19 protein-coding genes are annotated in these 19,152 nt (G+C 66.2%); 11 read left to right on the plus strand and 8 right to left on the minus strand.

From position 1 onward, the window contains the following. Positions 1 to 87: 87 nt before the first annotated feature. The 5 genes from Q0263_RS00900 (at position 88) to Q0263_RS00920 (ending at position 4,132) form a co-directional block, all read left to right on the plus strand. Entirely contained in the window at positions 88 to 714 is a 627-nt protein-coding gene (locus Q0263_RS00900) for a TetR/AcrR family transcriptional regulator (RefSeq protein WP_298012404.1), read from the plus strand. Continuing rightward, positions 704 to 1,981 carry a YbfB/YjiJ family MFS transporter gene (locus Q0263_RS00905; protein ID WP_298012407.1) on the plus strand — a complete coding sequence of 426 codons (1,278 nt, stop codon included), beginning with the start codon at positions 704 to 706 and terminating at the stop codon, positions 1,979 to 1,981. The genes Q0263_RS00900 and Q0263_RS00905 overlap by 11 nt, the downstream gene beginning before the upstream one ends. Before the next feature lie 42 nt (positions 1,982 to 2,023). Next, a complete protein-coding gene (hutI, locus tag Q0263_RS00910; protein ID WP_298012410.1) occupies positions 2,024 to 3,274 on the plus strand; it encodes an imidazolonepropionase in 1,251 nt (416 codons plus the stop codon). A 187-nt stretch (positions 3,275 to 3,461) separates the two neighbouring features. Continuing rightward, positions 3,462 to 3,800, plus strand: coding sequence for a type II toxin-antitoxin system RelE/ParE family toxin (locus tag Q0263_RS00915; protein ID WP_298012411.1), 339 nt, complete (start codon positions 3,462 to 3,464; stop codon positions 3,798 to 3,800). Beyond that, complete coding sequence (locus tag Q0263_RS00920) at positions 3,797 to 4,132, plus strand: XRE family transcriptional regulator (RefSeq protein WP_298012412.1); 336 nt, start codon at positions 3,797 to 3,799, stop codon at positions 4,130 to 4,132. The genes Q0263_RS00915 and Q0263_RS00920 overlap by 4 nt, the downstream gene beginning before the upstream one ends. Before the next feature lie 16 nt (positions 4,133 to 4,148). Here the strand turns inward: Q0263_RS00920 and hutH are convergent, their stop codons facing one another. The 8 genes from hutH to Q0263_RS00960 all read right to left on the minus strand — a co-directional run bounded on the left by hutH (position 4,149) and on the right by Q0263_RS00960 (position 13,401). Continuing rightward, complete coding sequence (gene hutH / locus Q0263_RS00925) at positions 4,149 to 5,687, minus strand: histidine ammonia-lyase (RefSeq protein WP_298012415.1); 1,539 nt, start codon at positions 5,685 to 5,687, stop codon at positions 4,149 to 4,151. A gap of 73 nt (positions 5,688 to 5,760) precedes the next feature. Further along, positions 5,761 to 7,464 carry a urocanate hydratase gene (gene hutU / locus Q0263_RS00930; RefSeq protein ID WP_298012417.1) on the minus strand — a complete coding sequence of 568 codons (1,704 nt, stop codon included), beginning with the start codon at positions 7,462 to 7,464 and terminating at the stop codon, positions 5,761 to 5,763. 108 nt (positions 7,465 to 7,572) lie between these two features. Then, complete coding sequence (locus tag Q0263_RS00935) at positions 7,573 to 9,078, minus strand: FAD-binding oxidoreductase (protein ID WP_298012420.1); 1,506 nt, start codon at positions 9,076 to 9,078, stop codon at positions 7,573 to 7,575. Continuing rightward, entirely contained in the window at positions 9,075 to 10,292 is a 1,218-nt protein-coding gene (locus Q0263_RS00940; protein ID WP_298012423.1) for an amino acid aminotransferase, read from the minus strand. The genes Q0263_RS00935 and Q0263_RS00940 overlap by 4 nt, the downstream gene beginning before the upstream one ends. Positions 10,293 to 10,333: 41 nt before the next feature. Then, the gene (locus Q0263_RS00945) at positions 10,334 to 11,152 is read right to left on the minus strand and encodes an amino acid ABC transporter ATP-binding protein (protein WP_298012424.1); all 819 of its coding nucleotides are present in this window, start codon (positions 11,150 to 11,152) and stop codon (positions 10,334 to 10,336) included. A 15-nt stretch (positions 11,153 to 11,167) separates the two neighbouring features. Next, positions 11,168 to 11,830, minus strand: coding sequence for an amino acid ABC transporter permease (locus tag Q0263_RS00950; protein ID WP_298012426.1), 663 nt, complete (start codon positions 11,828 to 11,830; stop codon positions 11,168 to 11,170). After that, positions 11,830 to 12,480: an amino acid ABC transporter permease gene (locus tag Q0263_RS00955; RefSeq protein ID WP_298012429.1), complete on the minus strand. Its 651-nt coding sequence runs from the start codon at positions 12,478 to 12,480 to the stop codon at positions 11,830 to 11,832. Before Q0263_RS00955 ends, Q0263_RS00950 begins: the two co-directional genes overlap by 1 nt. Positions 12,481 to 12,570: 90 nt before the next feature. After that, a complete protein-coding gene (locus tag Q0263_RS00960) occupies positions 12,571 to 13,401 on the minus strand; it encodes a transporter substrate-binding domain-containing protein (RefSeq protein WP_298012431.1) in 831 nt (276 codons plus the stop codon). Between the two features lie 378 nt (positions 13,402 to 13,779). Here Q0263_RS00960 and Q0263_RS00965 point away from each other — a divergent pair, with 378 nt between their 5' ends. The 6 genes from Q0263_RS00965 to Q0263_RS00990 all read left to right on the plus strand — a co-directional run bounded on the left by Q0263_RS00965 (position 13,780) and on the right by Q0263_RS00990 (position 19,130). After that, positions 13,780 to 14,358 carry a UbiX family flavin prenyltransferase gene (locus tag Q0263_RS00965; RefSeq protein WP_298012433.1) on the plus strand — a complete coding sequence of 193 codons (579 nt, stop codon included), beginning with the start codon at positions 13,780 to 13,782 and terminating at the stop codon, positions 14,356 to 14,358. Positions 14,359 to 14,431: 73 nt separating this feature from the next. Beyond that, entirely contained in the window at positions 14,432 to 15,748 is a 1,317-nt protein-coding gene (locus tag Q0263_RS00970) for a UbiD family decarboxylase (protein WP_298012435.1), read from the plus strand. Between the two features lie 57 nt (positions 15,749 to 15,805). Next, positions 15,806 to 16,813: an ABC transporter substrate-binding protein gene (locus tag Q0263_RS00975; protein WP_298012437.1), complete on the plus strand. Its 1,008-nt coding sequence runs from the start codon at positions 15,806 to 15,808 to the stop codon at positions 16,811 to 16,813. A 9-nt stretch (positions 16,814 to 16,822) separates the two neighbouring features. Further along, entirely contained in the window at positions 16,823 to 17,581 is a 759-nt protein-coding gene (locus Q0263_RS00980) for an ABC transporter ATP-binding protein (protein ID WP_298012439.1), read from the plus strand. Between the two features lie 12 nt (positions 17,582 to 17,593). Continuing rightward, a complete protein-coding gene (locus Q0263_RS00985) occupies positions 17,594 to 18,346 on the plus strand; it encodes an ABC transporter permease (protein ID WP_298012440.1) in 753 nt (250 codons plus the stop codon). After that, a complete protein-coding gene (locus Q0263_RS00990) occupies positions 18,336 to 19,130 on the plus strand; it encodes an IclR family transcriptional regulator (RefSeq protein ID WP_298012441.1) in 795 nt (264 codons plus the stop codon). Before Q0263_RS00985 ends, Q0263_RS00990 begins: the two co-directional genes overlap by 11 nt. Positions 19,131 to 19,152: the final 22 nt, after the last annotated feature.

The raw sequence follows: 19,152 nt of genomic DNA on the forward strand, positions 1-19,152 counted from the left end.
TGCCAGCATTACTATACAGACTAGTCTATATAAATAGCCGCGCGCGATCTGCGCCAGACCGCCCCGGTATTTTCAAAGGCCATCGCCATGTCCCGTCCCTCCGCATCCCAGCCCTCGGCCCGCGACCGCATTCTCGCGTGCGCGTCCGATCTGTTCTACCGGAAGGGCATCAATCACGTGGGTATCAATGAAATCATCAGCGCCAGCGGCATCGCCCGCATGACGCTCTATCACCATTTCGCGTCCAAGAACGACGTGATCGTCGCCGTTCTGGAACGGCGCATGGCGGATCGCCGCCAGGCCATGCAGGCCGCCATGGATTCCACCCGCTCGCCGCGCGACAAGGTGATGGCCGCGTTCGGCTATCTGCGCGATCTTGTCGGCGCGGAAGCATTCCGGGGCTGCGTGTTCATCAATGCCACGGTGGAACTGGCGGACCTGAGTCATCCCGGCTCGGTACTGTCGGCGAAGCACAAGCGCCGAATGGCGGATTGCTTCGCGCATGTTGCCGAGGAGGCGGGGTGGCCGGATCCTGCGGATTTCGGCATCCAGTGCCAATTGCTGTGGGATGGGGCGATCGCGGCCGCCCAGTTGAACTACACCGATGCCGCCATCGACGCAGCCCGCCGAGCGGTCGACGTGCTGATCGCCGCGCGGGAAGCCGCGGCGCGGCACGAGCGGGACAAGATCACGGGGGCGCATCATGACTCATGACGTTCTGATGACCGCGATGCCGCCGGCCGACAGCCCCCTTGCCCCGCAGCCCGTCGACGATCCGGTCCGGGCGTGGGCGCTGTGCTGCGCGGCCGCGATCTCCGTCGGTTTCGCGCGCTTCGATTACGCCCTCATCCTGCCCGCCATGAAGACGGACCTGGCGCTGAACTACGCCCAGGCGGGGTGGCTGAACACCGTCAATGGCCTAGGCTACCTGGCCGGCGCGCTGCTGGCCATCTTCAGCGTGGGCCGTCTGGGCAACCGGCGCCTGTTCGCCTGGGGAACGCTGCTGACCGCGGCGGCGGTGCTGGGCACCGGCCTGACCCATGACCCGGCATGGCTGGCCGCATGGCGCTTCCTGGCCGGCCTGGGCGGCGCGGGCGCCTTCATCTGCGGAGGCGTGCTGGCGGGCGTGCTGGGCGCGCGGGCCATCGTGGTTTTCTTCGGCGGCGGCATCGGGCTGGGCCTGATTGCGGGGGGCGCCGTCCTTCCCTGGCTGTTCCAGGCCTACGGTCCGGAGGCCTGGCCCCAGGCCTGGCTGCTGGTCGGGGCGGTCTGCGCGCTGCTCTGCATTCCCGCGATCCGCGCCATCGGCGGCATTGCCGAACCGTCGTCCCGGCGCCCAGACGCGGGCGCGGGCGCGTCGTGGCGCGAATGCGCAGCGGTCTATGCGGCTTATTTCGTCTTCGGGCTGGGCTACATCGCCTACATGACCTTCATGATCGCCTGGGTGCGGCAGCATGGCGGCGACCCTGGCCGGCTGACGCTCCTGGTGTCGGCGATGTGGGTGGTCCTCGGGCTGTCCTGCCTGTCGGCGGCGTTCCTGGGGCGCGGCCTGCTCGCCGGCGGCAAGGACGGCCGCGTGATGTCGGCCGCCTTGCTGGTGCTGGCGCTGGGTGCGGCACTGCCTCTGGCCCTGGATGGCGTCGCGGGCATCATGGCGTCGGCCTTGCTGGTGGGCGCCAGCGTGGTGGTCGTCCCCTCGTCGGTCACGCATTTCGTCAAGGCGAACCTGCCGCAGCCCGCCTGGGGCGGCGCCATGGCCATTGCGACCAGCCTGTTTGCCGCCGGCCAGGTGGTCGGCCCCGTCGCCTGCGGGTGGCTGAGCGACCGCTATGGCTCGCTGTCCGCGGGTCTGGCAGCGTCGGCGGCGGCGCTGATGCTGGCGGCCGTGCTGGCTGCGTGGCAGCGGGCGCCGGGCGGCGCGCGGGACGGCGATGGGGCGGGGCGCGCCTTCTCTTGTCCCAGCCGTCCTCCGCAGGCATAATCTTCGTATTGTCTATACAAATACGAAGACTGAGGATCCCGCATGCCGCACACCCAGGAATCCGGCGCCCGTCCGACCGAGCGCGTCTTGTGGCAGAATCTGCGCATCGTGCCGCCGGGCTGGCAGTCCGGGCCTGTGGCGCCGTGCGATCTGGCGGTCGAGGGTTCGCGCATCTCCTGGCTGGGCGCCGCCGGCCAGGCGCCCGCCGATTTCCAAGCCGCGCAGCGACATGACCTGGGCGGCGCCCTGGTCACGCCCGGCCTGGTCGACTGCCACACCCACCTGATCCATGGCGGCCAGCGGGCCGATGAATTCGCGCTGCGCCTGGCGGGCGCCAGCTACGAGGAAATCGCCCGCCGGGGCGGGGGCATCGTGTCCAGCGTGCGCGCCACGCGGGCGGCCGACGAAGACACGCTGTTCGAGCAGGCTCTGGTGCGGTTGGACGCCCTGCGGGCCGAAGGCGTGACCGCCATCGAGATCAAGTCCGGCTATGGTCTGGATCTGGATACCGAACGCAAGATGCTGCGCGTCGCCCGTCGCCTGGGCGAGGCCCGCCCCGTCACGGTGCGCACCACTTTCCTGGGGGCGCACGCCCTGCCGCCGGAATACGCAGGCCGAGCCGACGATTACGTCGATCTGGTGTGCGACGTCATGCTGCCGATCCTGCACGAGGAAGGCCTGGTCGATGCGGTGGACGTTTTCTGCGAGGGCATCGGTTTCAGTCTGGCGCAGTCCGAGCGCGTGCTGCAGGCCGCCACGCAGCGCGGCCTGGCGGTGAAGATGCACGCCGAACAGCTGTCCTTGCTGGGTGGCGCGGCCCTGGCCGCCCGCTACGGGGCGCTGTCGGCCGACCATCTGGAATGGCTGGATGAGGCCGGCGCGCAGGCCATGCGCCGGGCCGGCATGGTGGCCGTGCTGCTGCCGGGCGCCTACTACTTCCTGCGGGACACGCGCCAGCCGCCCGTGGACCTGCTGCGCCGCCTGGGGGTGCCCATGGCCCTGGCCACCGACTGCAACCCCGGCACTTCGCCGGCCACGTCCCTGCTGCTGATGATGAACATGGCCTGCACCCTGTTCCGGCTGACGGTGGCCGAGGCCCTGGATGGCGTCACCCGCCACGCCGCCGACGCCCTGGGATGCGCGGACGTCAGCGGGCGCCTGGCCGTCGGCCATCCTGCGGACTTCGCGGTCTGGGACGTCGACAGCCCGGCGGAACTGGCCTACTGGATGGGCCTGCCGCGCTGCCGGATGTCCGTGCGTCAGGGCAGGATCGCCTTCCAGTCCGCCCGGTAGCTGCCTTCCAGCACCCGGCGGCTCACAATTCGCAGGGTTGCACAAGGCTTGATATAGCAGGTTCCCCAATCGATTGGACGGGTTCAAGATACGTCGGCGCTTTCCGAAACTTGAACCGGCTTCTCCTTGCGTGGCGCTTAAGCGGCTCTTGGGGAATTGGTATAAAATTTTATACGCGCGGTGCGTGATGGACAAAGAGATCCGCTGGGTCGGGTCGGCCTATGACGACCTCTTGGATTTTCCCATCGAAGCTCGCCGGCAAGCGGGTTTCCAACTGAGCAAGGTTCAGGCTGGCTTGGAACCGGAGGACTGGAAGCCCTTTGACGAAGCGGGTTCGGGCACGCGTGAGATCCGCATCCGGGAGGCTGGCGGTGCGTTCCGGGTGATGTACGTCGCCAAGTTCGAGGAAGCCTTGTATGTCCTGCATTGCTTCCAGAAGAAGACGCAGACGACCAGCCAGCGGGACAAGCGCATAGCCGAGGCGCGCTATCGAGCCATCGCCAACGCGAGGAAAGGCAAGCCATGAAGATCGACACTGAAATCCGCCATGTGACCAAACCGGGCGCGAATCTGTTTCTGGAACTGGGATTCCCGCCGGAGGAAGCCCGGCGGCTGTACATGGCATCGCGGCAGCAGATCAATGACAGCAGGCAGCTCAAGGAGCAGCTCATGGCGGAATTGGCGACGTGGATCGAGCAGCATCACCTGAAGCAGGCCGAAGCGGCGGAAATCCTGATGGTGTCCCGTCCGCGCGTGTCGGACGTGGTGAACAAGAAGACCGCCAAGTTCACCATTGACACGCTGGTCGAGATGTTGAGCCGCATCGGCAAACCTGTCCGATTGGCGGTTGGTCAGTAGGCAAAATGTCCGTGCGTCAGGGCAGCATCGCCTTCCAGTCCGCCCGGTAGCTGCCTTCCAGCACCCGGCGTCCGACGATATCCAGGTCGGGGGCCAGCAGGCGGTCGCGGTCGTAGAACGGCACGTCACGCCGGATCTGCCGGTGCAGGGCCTGCAGCGGGGCCGACGTCGTCAGCGGGGCGTGAAAATCGATGCCCTGGGCCGCGCACAGCAGCTCGATGCCGACGATGTGCGCCGTGTTGCGGGCCATGTCGGCCAGCCTGCGGGCGGCGAACGTCGCCATGCTGACGTGGTCTTCCTGATTCGCCGACGTGGGCAGGCTGTCCACGCTGCCCGGGTGGGCCAGCGACTTGTTTTCCGAGGCCAGGGCGGCGGCCGTCACGTGCGCGATCATGAAACCGGAATTCAGTCCCGGTTCCGGCACCAGGAACGGCGGCAGCCCCGAAATGCTGGCGTCGATCAGCAGCGCCACGCGGCGTTCGGCCAGGCCGCCGATCTCCGCGATCGCCAGCGCCAGGATGTCGGCGGCGAAGGCCACGGGTTCGGCATGGAAATTGCCGCCCGAGATCACCTGGTCCGGCTGCCCGTCGCGCCCCGGAAAGACCAGCGGGTTGTCCGTCACCGCATTGGCCTCGGTCAGCAGCGTGCGCGATGCCTGCTCCATCAGATCGTGGATGGCGCCCATCACCTGGGGCTGGCAGCGCAGGCTGTAGGGATCCTGGACCTTGTTGTCCGACACCAGGTGCGAGGCCCGGATCGCGCTGCCCGCCAGCAGGGCGCGATAGCGGCGGGCGACCTCGATCTGCCCCGGCTGGCCGCGGATTTCATGCACGCGCGGATCGAAGGGCGCATCGCTGCCCTTGGCGGCGTCCACGCTGAGCGCGCCCGCCAGCACCGCGCTGTCGAACAGGTGTTCCGCCAGGAACAGCCCGTGCAGCGCCAGGGCGGTCGACACCTGCGTGCCGTTGATCAGGGCCAGGCCTTCCTTGGCGGCCAGGTGGATCGGGGCGATGCCCGCGCGGGCCAGGGCTTCTCCGGCCGGCAGCCATTGGCCTTCGCACAGGATGCGGCCCTCGCCGAACAGCGCCAGGGTCATGTGGGACAGGGGAGCCAGGTCGCCGGAGGCGCCCACCGAGCCCTTTTCGGGGATGTGGGGGATCAGGCCGGCGTTGAAGACCTCCATCAGCGTGCGCACCACGCTGGATCGGATGCCCGAATAGCCGCGCGCCAGGCTGGCGACCTTCATCGCCATCAGCAGGCGCGCCACGCGCGGGTCCAGGGGATGGCCCACGCCCACGGAATGCGACAGGATCAGATTGCGCTGCAGGGCTTGCAACTGGTCGTCGGGGATGCGCGTCTGCGCCAGCTTGCCGAAACCCGTGTTGATGCCGTAGGCCGGATCGCCCCGGTCGATGATGGCCTGCACGACGGCGGCCGAGGCGTCCATGTCGCGCACGGCCTGTTCGGGCAGGGCCAGCCGCACCTGTCCCAGCCAGATCTGGCGCAGCGCGTCCATGTCCAGCTTCCCGGGCTGCAAGGTCAAAGTCGTCGTCATGGATATTCGCTCGAAGAAATTGGATCATCAGCACGGAGGCTGTCGGAGAAAGAACCGCGGCCGGCGCGTGCGTCTACGAAATCATCGGCAGCTTCAGGCCGAAATCCTTCGCGGTCTTGATGGCCAGATCGTAGCCCGCGTCGGCATGGCGCATCACGCCGCTGCCGCAGTCGTTGACCAGCACACGTTCCAGCCGGCGGGCGGCGGCGTCCGTGCCGTCGGCCACGATCACCATGCCGGCGTGCTGGCTGTAGCCCATGCCGACCCCGCCGCCGTGGTGCAGCGACACCCAGCTGGCGCCGCCCGCCGTGTTCAGCAGGGCGTTGAGCAGCGGCCAGTCGGACACGGCGTCCGTGCCGTCGCGCATGGCCTCGGTTTCGCGGTTGGGGCTGGCCACCGAGCCCGTGTCCAGATGGTCGCGGCCGATCACGATGGGGGCCTTCAGTTCGCCCGAGCGCACCATTTCGTTGAAGGCCAGCCCCGCGCGGTGGCGTTCGCCCAGGCCCAGCCAGCAGATGCGCGCCGGCAGGCCCTGGAAGGCGATGCGTTCGCGCGCCATGTCCAGCCACTGGATCATGTGGTGGTTGTCGGGGAACAGTTCCTTCAGCTTGCGGTCCGTTGCGTAGATGTCTTCCGGATCGCCCGATAGCGCCACCCAGCGGAAAGGCCCTTTGCCCTCGCAGAACAGCGGCCGGATGTAGGCCGGCACGAAACCGGGGAAATCGAAGGCGTCGGTGATGCCCTCGTCATGGGCCACCTGGCGGATGTTGTTGCCGTAGTCCACGGTGGGGATGCCCATGGCGTGCAGGTCCAGCATGGCCTGCACGTGGCGGGCGCAGGAACGCGCCGCCTCGGCCCGCAGGCGGGTGTGCTGGGCCGGGTCGCGCTGGGCGGCTTGCCATTGTTCCACCGTCCAGCCCGAAGGCAGGTAGCCGTGGATCAGGTCATGGGCGGAGGTCTGGTCCGTGACCAGATCGGGGCGCGGGCCGCCCGTCTGGGCGCGGCGGGCCAGTTCCGGCAGCACGTCGGCCGCATTGCCCAGCAGGCCGATGGACACGGCTTCCTTGCGGCTCGTGTGTTTGGCGATCATGGCCAGGGCCTCGTCCAGGTCGCGGGCCTGCTTGTCCAGATAGCGCGTGCGCAAGCGGAAGTCGATGTGCGACTGCTGGCATTCGATGGTCAGCGAGCAGGCTCCGGCGAAGGTCGCCGCCAGCGGCTGCGCCCCGCCCATGCCGCCCAGGCCCGCGGTCACGATCCAGCGCCCCGCGAACGAGCCGCCGAAGTGCTGGCGGCCGGCTTCCGCGAAGGTCTCGTACGTGCCCTGCACGATGCCCTGGCTGCCGATGTAGATCCAGCTGCCGGCCGTCATCTGGCCGTACATGAAGAGGCCCGCCTGGTCCAGTTCGTTGAATTTCTCCCAGGTTGCCCATTTGGGGACCAGGTTGGAATTGGCCAGCAGCACGCGCGGCGCATCCGCATGGGTCTTGAAGACCCCCACCGGCTTGCCGGACTGCACCAGCAGGGTCTCGTCTTCGCCCAGATTGCGCAGGCTTTCCAGGATGGCGTCGTAGCAGGCCCAGTTGCGCGCCGCGCGGCCGATGCCGCCATACACCACCAGATGCTTGGGGTTTTCCGCCACGGCCGGGTCCAGATTGTTCTGGATCATGCGGTAGGCCGCCTCGATCGTCCAGTTGCGGCAGTGCAATTGCGATCCCGTGGGGGCGTGGATTTCACGGCTGGCGTCGTAACGCGGATCGTCGGCTTGGGAATGGGACACGGTCTGCTCCTGTACGGGAAATATCAAGTTCGAATGTATATCTGTTTAGTGTAAATGTCTATACAAATTAAACGAGCATGCCGGCGGCCATGCCTGGGTCGTCGGGCCTCAGACGTCCACGATCCGGCCCGGGTTCAGCCGCGCCTGCGGGTCCAGCAGCCGTCGGATATTCGCCATCAGCTCGCGTTCCGGCGCGCTGCGGCTGTGATGCAGAAAGGGCTTCTTGATGCGCCCGATGCCGTGTTCGGCGGAAATGCTGCCGCCCACCCGCTCGACTTCCCGGTAGACCAGGGATTCGACCGCCTCCAGATCGCCGGGCGCATAGGGGCCGGTGGACAAGTGCAGGTTGCCGTCGCCCAGATGGCCGAACAGCAGCCGCTGCGCCGTCGGCCAGCGGGACGCCAGGGCCTGCCGCGTGCGGGCGATGAAGTCCGGCAGGAGCGCCAGCGGGATGCCGATGTCGAAGGCCACGTAGGGAGCCATCGTGTGCAGGATCTCGCCGATGGTATCGCGCAGCCGCCAGAGCTGGGCGGCGTGTTCCTGGCTCTGAGGCAGGATCGCATCCAGCACCGTGCCGTCGTCCAGGCAGGATTCCAGGAACGCGTGCAGATCGGCCTGGGCGCGATCGACGGCGGCCTCGTCGCCGTTCGCGGCGTCGCCCGGTTGCGGATGCGCGGAGGCTTCCCGGTCCGCGAACGATTCCACTTCCAGCAGCACGCAGATCGGATAGGCTCCGTCGAAAGGCTCCGCCCGCCGCGTCACCGTGGCGGCCGCCTGCAGGTATTCGCGCCACATCACTTCGAATGAGGACAAGGTCGCCAGGCGCCCTCGGGCGGCCTTCAGCAGCGCCGTCAACTGATCGAAATCGGCCAGTCCCACCAGGGCGCTGTGACGCCGCTCGGGCTTGGGAAACAGCCGCAGCACCGCCCGCGTGACGATGCCCAGCGTGCCTTCCGTGCCGATGAACAGATGCTTCAGATCCAGGCCGGTGTTGTTCTTCAGGCCCTGGTTCATCATGGTCAGCACCGTCCCGTCGGCCAGCACGACTTCCAGCCCCAGCACCAGTTCCCGCATGGTGCCGTAGCGCAGCACCCGGTTGCCGCCGACGTTGGTGGCGACGTTTCCGCCAATCTGGCAGGACGCCCGCGCCCCGCAATCCATGGGGAAATACCAGCCCTGGGCTTCGACGGCGGCGCACAGGTTCTCCAGCACCATGCCGGCCTGCACCGTCGCCGTGCCGCTGACGGCGTCCAGATGTTCGATCAGGTCCATCAGTTCCAGCGACAGCACGACGTCGCCCGCGTCCGGCACGGCGCCGCCCGCCAGGCCGGTGCGCCCGCCCTGGATCGTCAGCTTGCGGCCCTCGCGCCGGCAGGCCCGCACGATGGCGGCGACCTCGTCCGTGCCGCGCGGGCGCAGGATGCAGTACGGCGGGGCGTCGGCCTTCAGGCCGCTGTCGTCCTGCAGGTAGCGGGCGACGTCGTCGGCGCCCGGCCGCAGGCACGACAGCGTCCGCATCAGCGCTTCGATCGTGTCGGGCATGGCGGCCGCTTCCGGCGCCTTGGCCATGGCGGGGCGGGACGAAGGCTCGAGGGGCGTGACGGCGTCGTTCATGCGTGCGTCTCCGGCGCGGTTCGCATCAGCACGTCGGCCAGGGCGTCGGTGAACAGCCCCACGTTCCGGGTGTTCAGTCCCGGCAGGCAGATGCGTCCCGAGTCCAGCAGATAGACGGCGTGGCGTTCGCGCAGCATCAGGATCTGCTCGGGCCGCAGGCCCGTCAGGCTGAACATGCCCTGGTGCGCCAGCAGATAGCGGGCGGGGTAGTCGGGCGCCTTGTCGGCCAGCTGTTCCACCGCCTGGCCGCGCATGGAGCGGATGCGGGCGCGCATCGCGGCGACCTCGTCGCGCCACAGCCGGTTCAGCTCGGGATCGCCCAGGACCCGGGCGATGACCTGGGCGCCGTGCACGGGCGGGTTGGAATAGATGCGCCGCACGATGGCGATCAACTGGCCCAGCACGGCCGGCACGTGGGCCGCCTGTTCGCACACCACCGACAGCCCGCCGCAGCGTTCGCCGTAAAAGGAGAAGTTCTTGGAAAAGGAATTCGCCACCAGGTACGCCATGCCGGATTCGGCCAGCAGGCGCACGGCCAGCGCGTCTTCGTCCAGGCCCTGGCCGAATCCCTGGTAGGCCAGGTCCAGGAAGGGGATCAGGCCCCCGCGCCGCATCAGGGCGATCAGCGCGCCCCATTGCTCGGCCGTCAGGTCAGCGCCGCTGGGATTGTGGCAGCAGGGGTGCAGCAGCACGATGCTGCGGGCCGGCAGCGTCGCCAGCGCGTCCATCATCGCGTCGAAGCGCACTCCGTGGGTGGCGGGGTCGTAGTAGGGATAGCGGTGCGTGGCGATGCCCGCGCCGGAAAAGATCGCGAAATGATTGTCCCAGGCCGGGTCGCTGATCCAGACGGCGCTGTCGGGATAGGCGGCGTGCAGGAAGTCCGCGCCGACCTTCAGCGCCCCCGTGCCGCCCACGCTCTGGATCGTCGCCACCCGCTGCTCGTTCAGCGCGGGGCTGTCGGCGCCCAGCACCAGCCGCTGCACGGCCAGGCGGTAGGATTCCAGGCCCTCGATGGGCAGGTAGGTGCGCGGCCGTTCCTGTTGCGCCAGCAGGGCTTCGGCCTGCTTGACGCATTGCAGCACCGGGATGCGGCCGTCCTCGTCGTAGTACAGGCCGACCGTCAGGTCGACCTTGTCGGCGCGGGGGTCGCGGCGGCAGGCGTTGCCCAGTTCGAAGATCGGGTCGCCGGCGAAGGAAGGAATATGGGAAAACATGAGATCAGCGTCCTGTGTGATCGTCTGGCCGCGCGGGCGGCCTATTGTTCCCAGAACGCATTGCGGTCCAGGTAGTTCTGCAGGAACTGCTTCAGCCGTTCGTGCTGCACGTGGCGGAACAGTTCCGCCGGCGGCCCGCTGGCGGCGATTTTTCCCTGATCGATGAACAACACCCGGTCGGCCACCTGCGCGGCGAAGCCCATCTCGTGGGTCACGACCACCATGGTCATGCCGTCGCGCGCCAGGTCCTTCATCACCTGCAGCACCTCGCCCACCAGTTCGGGGTCCAGGGCGGACGTGGGCTCGTCGAACAGCATGATGTGGGGTTCCATCGCCAGGGCGCGGGCGATGGCCACGCGCTGCTGCTGGCCTCCCGACAGGCGGATCGGATAGCTGTCGGCCTTGTCCGCCAGGCCGACCTTGGCCAGCATGGCGCGGGCCTTCTCGTGCGCCTGGCTGCGCGGCAGTTTCTTCACCCGGATCAGGGCCTCGGCCACATTGCCCAGGGCCGTCATGTGCGGCCACAGATTGAAATGCTGGAACACCATGCCCACGTGGCGGCGCACGTCCTTGATCTCGGCGGACGTCGCCTTGCGCCGTCCCGAGTCCTGGTCAACGTAGCCCAGCAGCCGGCCCTCGATCAGCACGTCGCCGGAATCGTACTGCTCCAGGAAGGCCAGGGAACGCAGCAGCGTGCTCTTGCCGGATCCCGACGGCCCGATGATGCAGATGACCTCGGATTTGCGCACCCCCAGGGAAATGCCGTTGAGCACCTGGTTCTCGCCATAGCGTTTGGTGATGTCCCGGGTTTCGATCAGCAGGTCGCCGCCGGCGGGGGGATTCGTGGGGAGTGTCGTCATGCGGGATTCCGTCAATCAGCGCTGCAGATAGCGGCTGGCCTTCAGTTCGGCCCAGCCGCCCAGTTTCTGCGTGATGGCGACCAGGATCAGGTAGCACACGCACAGCACCAGGGTGGTTTCGACGTAGATGAATTGTTCGGAGCCGATCTGCGTCAGCACGGCCGTCAGTTCGGGCACCGTGATGATGGACAGCACGGACGTTTCCTTGCTGAGGATGATGATCATGTTGATCAGGGCCGGCGTGATGATCACCAGCATCTGCGGCAGCTGCACGCGCCAGATGGTGCTGATGCGCGACAGGCCCAGGCAGTCCGCGGCCTCGACCTGGCCGGCCGGCACCGACAGAAAGCCCGAACGGAAGATCTCGGCGAAATAGGCGCTACCGTACAGCGCCAGCGACACGATGCCCGCGTCCATCGCCGACAGCGACACGCCGAAATTCGGCCCGCCGTAGTACAGGATGAACAGCTGCACCAGGAAGGGCGTGGTGCGCAGGACCTCGATGTAGACCCGCAGCACCGCCCGCACCCAGCGGCCCGTGAACAACTGCAGCACGGCGATCACGAAACCCACCGCCATGCCCAGGGCCACGGCGCCGATCCAACTGATGATCGTGACGCCGAAACCATCCAGGATCTGGCCGCTGTATTGCGAAATCAGGGAAAAGTCCACCGACATCAGGCTCTCCCGAAGCGCTGTTCGGCGTAGTGGCCCACGATCGACAGCACGCCGTTGATCAGCATGTAGGCCAGGCCCGCGATCAGGTAGGCTTCCAGCGGCCGGAATGTGCTGGCCGCGACGTTCTGCGCCGTGCGGGTGATTTCCGCCACTCCCACGACGGAAATCAGGGCAGACGCCTTGATCAGCAGGATCATTTCATTGATCAGCGACGGCGTGGTCAGTTTCAGCGCCTGGGGGATCTCGATGCGGACCAGCGTGTGCGCGGACGACAGGCCCACCATGTGGGCGGCTTCGATCTGGCCGCGCGGGATGCCCATGAAGCCGCCGCGCAGGATCTCGCCCAGGTAGGCGCCCTCGCACAGCGAAATGGCGGCGATGGCCGCCGTCAGCGGCGACACGTTGATCCCCAGGGTGGGCAGGAAATAGTAGGCCAGCATCAGCTGCACCAGCAGCGGCACCCCGCGAAACAGGAAAGTATAGAAATTGCCGCAGCGCCGGACCCAGGCCGACGGCGACAGGCAGGCGGTCACGACCAGGATGGCGATCACGAACCCCAGCATCAGCCCGATCACGGAGACGAAGATCGTCATCTGCGAGGCCTTCATGATCAGGGGCAGGGCTTGCGTGAAAGTGCTGGCGTCAAACATGGTCGCGCTGGAGGAAGACGCGGGGCTCGGGCCCCGCCGTAGTGGGCGGCCGGCCGGCGGGCTCGCGCGCGAACCCGCCGGGCAGGGGGATCAGACGTTCGGGACGAAGTCTTCGGTGGGCACCGGCATTTCCATGCCGAACCATTTTTCCTGCAGCGCCTTCAGGCGGCCGTCCTTGTGCATGTCCAGGATGACCTTGTCGATGGCGGCGATCAGCGAATCGCTGTCGGCGCCCTTATGCCCCATGAAGGCGAAGTACACCTTCTTCCCGATGCTGGGCTGGACCACCGCGAACGTGTCGGGGCGTTCCTTCGCCGCCACGGCGATATTGGTGATCGAATGGCCCACGGCCATGATGCGCCCGTTGGCCAGATCGGCGTAGGCCTGGTTGAAGTCCACGTATTCGCGGATCTCGGGCGCCGGCTTCAGGGTTTCGGCGTAGGCCTTGGTCTGCGCCAGCTGCGACGAGCCGCGCTGGCTGCCGATGATCTTGCCCGCCACCTGTTCGGGCTTGGTGAAGTCCTTGTTCTTGGCGCTCTTCAGGAAAGCCACCGTGCCGTCGGCGATGGGCAGGGTGAAGTGGTAGCGTTCCTTGCGCGCCTTGGTGACATTCAACGGGCCACCCACCATGTCGAATTTCTTCGCATCCAGGCCCGGCAGCACGCTGGCCCAGGGCAGGTCGATGAAGCGGATCTTCACGCCCAGGGATTTGCCGACTTCGGCGAAGAATTCCTTGTTGAAGCCTTCCTGCTTGCCGTCCTTCAGGAAGTCGAAGGGCGCGAACTGCATTTCGGTGCCGATGACCAGTTCGCCGGCCTTCTGCACATCGGCCAGCTGGTCCGCCTGGGCGGGCAGGGTGAACGACGCGGCGGCCAGGCAACTGCTGGCCAGCAGCCATTTGAGTGTCGGGGTGATGCGCATGGTGTTGTCTCCTGGGTTTGCGGGACAGCGTGGACGTGCCCCCGATGCGGGAAATCATAGTGGATCTGCGCTGCATCCGGGCTTCTCGATGCCCTTTGGAAAAGTATATACATTGGCAATAGGCTGTCAATTCCAGAGTGGGGCGCTGCCCCGCGCCAGCACTGGATTAAGGGTAAATCCCAGGCGGATGGCCGCCGCTTCAGGCCGTCCGCGGAGCGCCGCCCGGCAGTCTCCGGAATGCGTGCGCCGTCCGGATTTCCTCTTGACAGGACCTAAATACGAATCGTAGACTTGCCGGAAAGTTGCATTATAAGAAACTAAGTTGCGTATTACGCAACCATAGAACCGGGAACAACACCGGTCTGCGGAGACTTCCCCATGAGCGGCACACGCAGGTTGATCGTCGGTATAAGCGGTGCGTCGGGCATCGTGCTCGGGGTGCGCATGCTGCGCGCGCTGCGCGAGTGCGCGGTCGAGACTCATCTGGTCATGACGCGCTCGGCCAAGGTGACCCTGGCGCATGAACTGACGCTCAAAGTCGCCGACATAGAAAGCCTTGCCGACCATGTCCATTCGATCGACGACATCGGCGCCGCCATATCCAGCGGGTCGTTCAAGACCGCCGGGATGGTCGTGGCGCCGTGCTCGATCCGCAGCCTGTCGGAAATCGCGACCGGGGTGACGTCCAATCTCCTGACGCGCGCGGCCGACGTGGTCCTGAAAGAGCGTCGCCGCCTGGTGTTGCTGGTGCGCGAGACTCCGCTGCATCTGGGGCACCTGCGCAGCCTGACGCAGGTCACCGAGGCCGGGGCCATCGTGATGCCGCCCGTGCCGGCCTTCTACGCGCGGCCCGGGTCGATCGAGGAAATGGTCGACCACACCGTGGGGCGGGCGCTGGATCTGTTCGATATCGACGCCGGGCTCGTCAAGCGCTGGGGCGGCGGCCGCCAGGCCTGAAAAATGGGGCGGGCGCCGCGCCGCCCGCATGTCTGTCCAGTCTGCAAACAACAGGATCGTTATGCGCAACTACATGAATCGTCTCCGCGACAAGAATGAATTGATGGAAGTGCACCGCGAGGTCGACCCGCGGCATGAATTGGCGGCGGTCACCGCGGCCGCCCACAAGGCCTGGGGCAAGCCGATCCTGTTCCACAAGGTCAAAGGCACGGCGCTGCCGGTGCTGACGAACATCTACGGATCGCGCCAGCGCCTGGCCGACATCCTCGGCATCAGTCCCGAGAATTTCTGCAAGGAGTGGAACGAACTCGCGGACATCGCCAGCACGAGAGGCAGCGAACTCGTCGCATCGAAGCCGGAGGACACGCCTTCCCTGGTCGATTGCAAACTCAGCGACCTGCCGCTGATCACCTATTCCGAAAAAGACGTGGGGCCGTATTTCACGTCCGCCATGTTCCTGGCCAAGGATCCCGAGACCGGGGTCAGGAATCTCTCGTTTCACCGCTCGATGTACGTCAGCGACCAGGAACTGCGCTGCCGCCTCGCGCCGAAACACCACCTGACGATCTATCACGAGAAGGCCGAACAGGCCGGCCAGCCGCTGGAGGCCGCCATGCTGATCGGGCCGCCTCCCGCCAGCTTCCTGACGGCCGCCGCGCCCCTGCCTTACGATGCGGATGAACTGCTGGTGGCGGCGCAGCTGTCGGGCGAGTCGATCGAAATGCGACCCTGCAAGCATATCGATCTGATGGTCCCCGCAAGCACCGAGATCGTCATCGAAGGCCGCTTCCTGCCCAACATCCGCCGGCCCGAGGGCCCCTTCGGGGAATTCATGGGCTACTACACGCCCGAAGGCAACAATGCGGTGTTCGAGGTCCTGGGCGTCACGCGTCGCAGCGACGCGATCTTCCACAGCATCCTCTGCGGATCTTCCGAGGAAGTCCTGACGCTCGAACTGTCCGTGGCCGCGAACATCTACCAGCGGATCAGCGCGGTGCTGCCTGGCATCGTCGATGTGACGTGCCATCCCTTCGTGCTTCACACCGTGGTCAAGATCCGGCAGCAGTACGAGGGTCATGCGCGGCAGGTCCTGCTGGCGGTGTTCGGCGCCGAGCCCACCTGGGCCAAGATGTGCACCGTGGTCGACGAGGACGTCGACATCTACGACATGGATGACGTCACCTGGGCGACCCTGACGCGCTCGCGCCCGGACAAGGATGTCATGATCATCCCCGAGACGCCATCCTTCTACCGGGACGAACAAAAAGATCACTGGGGGCGGCTGGGCATCGACGCGACCGTGCCGTTCCATCGCAGGGCCGAGTTCGAGCGCAAGAAGGTGCCCGGGGTCGATCGCGTCAATCTTGGCGAGTACTTTTCACAATCCTGAACAAGCAGCGGCAATACATTCCTTCAACGAGCATCAATCAATTGGGCCGAGGACGACATGAAAAAGTTGCGCTTTCTATCCGCTTTGCTGATTTCCGCCACCCTGGGGTTTGGCGCCCTGGCAGCGCCCGCCGCCGCACAGGACGCCAAGCTCAAGGAAATCACGGTTCTGACCAACTACACCTTCCATGGGCGGCATACTCCCTTTTTCGTGGGGCTGGAAAAGGGCTTTTATCGCGACGCCGGCTTCGATGCGAAGATCATGCCGGCGGCGGGCAGCGGCTTCGTCATCTCCGCCATCGAAAGCGGAAAGGCGGACTATGGCATGGCCGATGCCGGGCCGGTGGTCCAGGCCGTGGCCAAGGGCGCCAAGGTCAAGGGCTTTCTGGTCTTCATGGACAAGACGACCATGGGCTTCGCGTCGCTCGAGCCCTATCCCGATCCCGCCTCGATCAAGGGCAAGAAAGTCGCGGCGTCGCAGGCCGACAGCGCCCGGGTGATCTTTCCCATCATCCTCGGCCGGAACAATCTGGCCGACATGCCCGTCGACTGGCAGACCGCCGATTCGGGCGTGTATTCGTCCCTGCTCCTGAGCGGGCGCGTCGATCTGTTCACCGCCTCGATCGACGGCGATGTGCCGGCCCTGCAGAAACTGGCCGCGCCGCGCGGCAAGAAAGTCTATTTCTCCTCGTTCGCGGACTGGGGGTATGACGTCTACGGATACTGGATGATCGCCAGCCAGGCCAAACTGAAGGACGACCCCGCCGAAGTGCGCCGGTTCGCCGATGCGACCAGCAAGGCCGTGCAGTATTCGATCGAGCACCCCGAAGAGGCGGCGCGCATCATGGTCAAGCACAACACCACGCTGAATTACGACACCGTGCTCAGCCAGTGGGGCCAGTCGGTCAAGGCCATCGACACCGACTATACGAAAAAGAACGGTTATGGCGTCGCGACCGACGATCGCATCGAGAACACCATCGGCATCATCGGCGAAGCGCTCAAGCTCAAGACCGACGGCATCAAGCCGGGCGACGTGTTCCAGCACGTCGTGAGCAAACCATAGGGCGCGCCGATGTCTACGACAGTCAATATCAGGGACGTCAGCAAGAAATTCGGCGCGGACGTCACCGCGGTCGACAGGGTTTCGTGCGAGATCAAGGCGAACTCCTTCGTCTCCATCGTGGGGCCCAGCGGCTGCGGCAAATCGACGCTGCTGCGCATCATCGCGGGTCTGGTGTCGGCGACCGGCGGAGAGATCTCCGTGGGCGGCAAGAAAGTCGACGGGCCGATATCGGACGCGAGCATGGTGTTCCAGGGGCCGGTGCTGCTTCAGTGGCGCACCGTGCTGGAGAACATCCTGTTCGTCGCCGAAATCGGCGGCAGGAACCCCCGGGAATACCAGGCGCGCGCGCTGGAACTCATCGAACTGGCCGGCCTCAAGGGCTTCGAGAACAGCTACCCGCACCAGCTGTCGGGCGGGATGCAGCAGCGCACGTCGATCTGCCGGGCGCTGCTGCTGAACCCTTCGCTGATCCTGATGGACGAACCGTTCGGGGCCCTGGACGTCATGACCCGCGAGCGCCTGGGCTTCGAGCTGCAGGGCATCTGGAGCGCCAGCAAGAACACGGTCATCTTCGTCACGCACAGCATCACCGAAGCGGTGCTGCTGTCGGACACGATCATCGTCATGACCGCGCGGCCCGGGCGCATCCAGGACGTCATCGAGGTGGACCTGCCCCGCCCCCGGACGCTGGAAACGCTCAGGACGTCGCGGTTTCTCGAACTGTCCGCCCGCGTCCGCGAGGGCATCGGCACGCAGTGGGAAGGCTAGGAGAATCCAGACATGTTGAATGCATCCAAGACCGCGCTGGCGGTGGCGATCCTCATCCTCCTTTGGCAGTTCGGCGTGCCGCTCACGGCCGTGCCCGACTACATACTGCCTCTGCCGACGACGATATGGCAGCGCTTCACGGGGACCTTCGATCTGCAGGTCTATCACCTGGCCGTCACCGCGGGGACGACCGTGGCCGGACTGGCGATGGGCACGGCGGTGGGCATCGCGCTCGCCCTGCTGGTCGTCTACGTCGAAAGCCTCAAGTCTATCGTCCTGCCCTTTCTGGCCGCCTTCAACAGCATTCCCAAGATCGCGATCGCGCCGCTGCTGGTCGTCTGGTTCGGGCTCGGCGCGGAATCGAAGATATTGCTGGCGTTCATGCTGGCCCTGTTCCCGATCTTCGTGAATTCGCTCACCGGCCTGGGCGAAATAGAAAGCGACATCCTCGACCTCTCGAAGCTTGCCGGGGGCAACGCGCTGCGGATTTTCGTGAAAGTGCGGCTGATGCACGCCTTGCCCTATATCGCCGATGCCCTGAAAGTGGCCTTCCCGCTGGCGCTGGTCGGATCTATCGTCGGGGAGTTCATCGGAGGTAACATGGGCATCGGATACTTGGTGCTGACGGGACAGTTCAACATGGACATCCCCCTGGTATTCGCGGCGCTCCTGTCCATCACCCTGTTCACGACGCTGGGAATCTCTGCCATCGGCATCTTTGAAAACATCTTCCTCAAATGGCAGCCTTCGCGACGTGTCCGATAAAGCAGAAAAACCGGTAGAACGCGCCGACGCATCCGGCGGGGTCGGCGCCGTCAAGAAGGCGCTCATGGTGCTGGGCTGTTTTTCCGGCGCCGAGCCCCTGTTGAGCATCACCGAACTGGCGCGCCGGGTCGGCCTGCACAAGAGTTCCGTCTCGCGGATCGTGGCCACGCTCGAGGAAGCGCAATTCGTCGAACGCGATCCCGCCAGCGGCCTGGTCAGGCTGGGCGGCGGCCTGGTGGCGCTGGCCGCGCCCATCATGGAAAATTTCGGCTTGTCGGAACTGGTGCGCAACGGCCTGCAGGAACTGGCCGCGACGACCCAGGAGACCTGCAGCTTCAACATCTGGGATGGCGAGGCCGCGGTGTCGATCGAACACGTGCGCGGCCCCCATGCGGTCTCGCATTACGCGCCGCTGGGCCTGACCAAGCCGGCCTGGTGCACCGCCACCGGCAAGGTGCTGCTGGCGTTCCTGCCGGACAAGGTCATGGTGCGGATCATGGCGACGCCCTTGATCAAGTACACCGACGTGACGCTGACCGACGTCGCCGCCATCCAGGCCGAGCTCGAGACCGTGCGGGCGCAGAATTTCGCGGTCAACCGGGGCGAGTTCTATCCCGACGTCGGGGCTGTGGCCTCGGTGGTCCGGGGCAAGGGCGGCCGGATCATCGGCGCGGTCGGCATCACCGTGCCGATGTATCGCTTCACCGAAGAAAAGATCCTGTCTCTGCGGGAACCGGTCACGGCGATGGCCGAGCTGCTGAGCAAGCAGCTCAGCGCGATGTAGCCGTCGCGGACGAGGAACGAGA

This window comes from uncultured Castellaniella sp., from assembly GCF_937988725.1.
Taxonomy (GTDB): domain Bacteria; phylum Pseudomonadota; class Gammaproteobacteria; order Burkholderiales; family Burkholderiaceae_B; genus Castellaniella.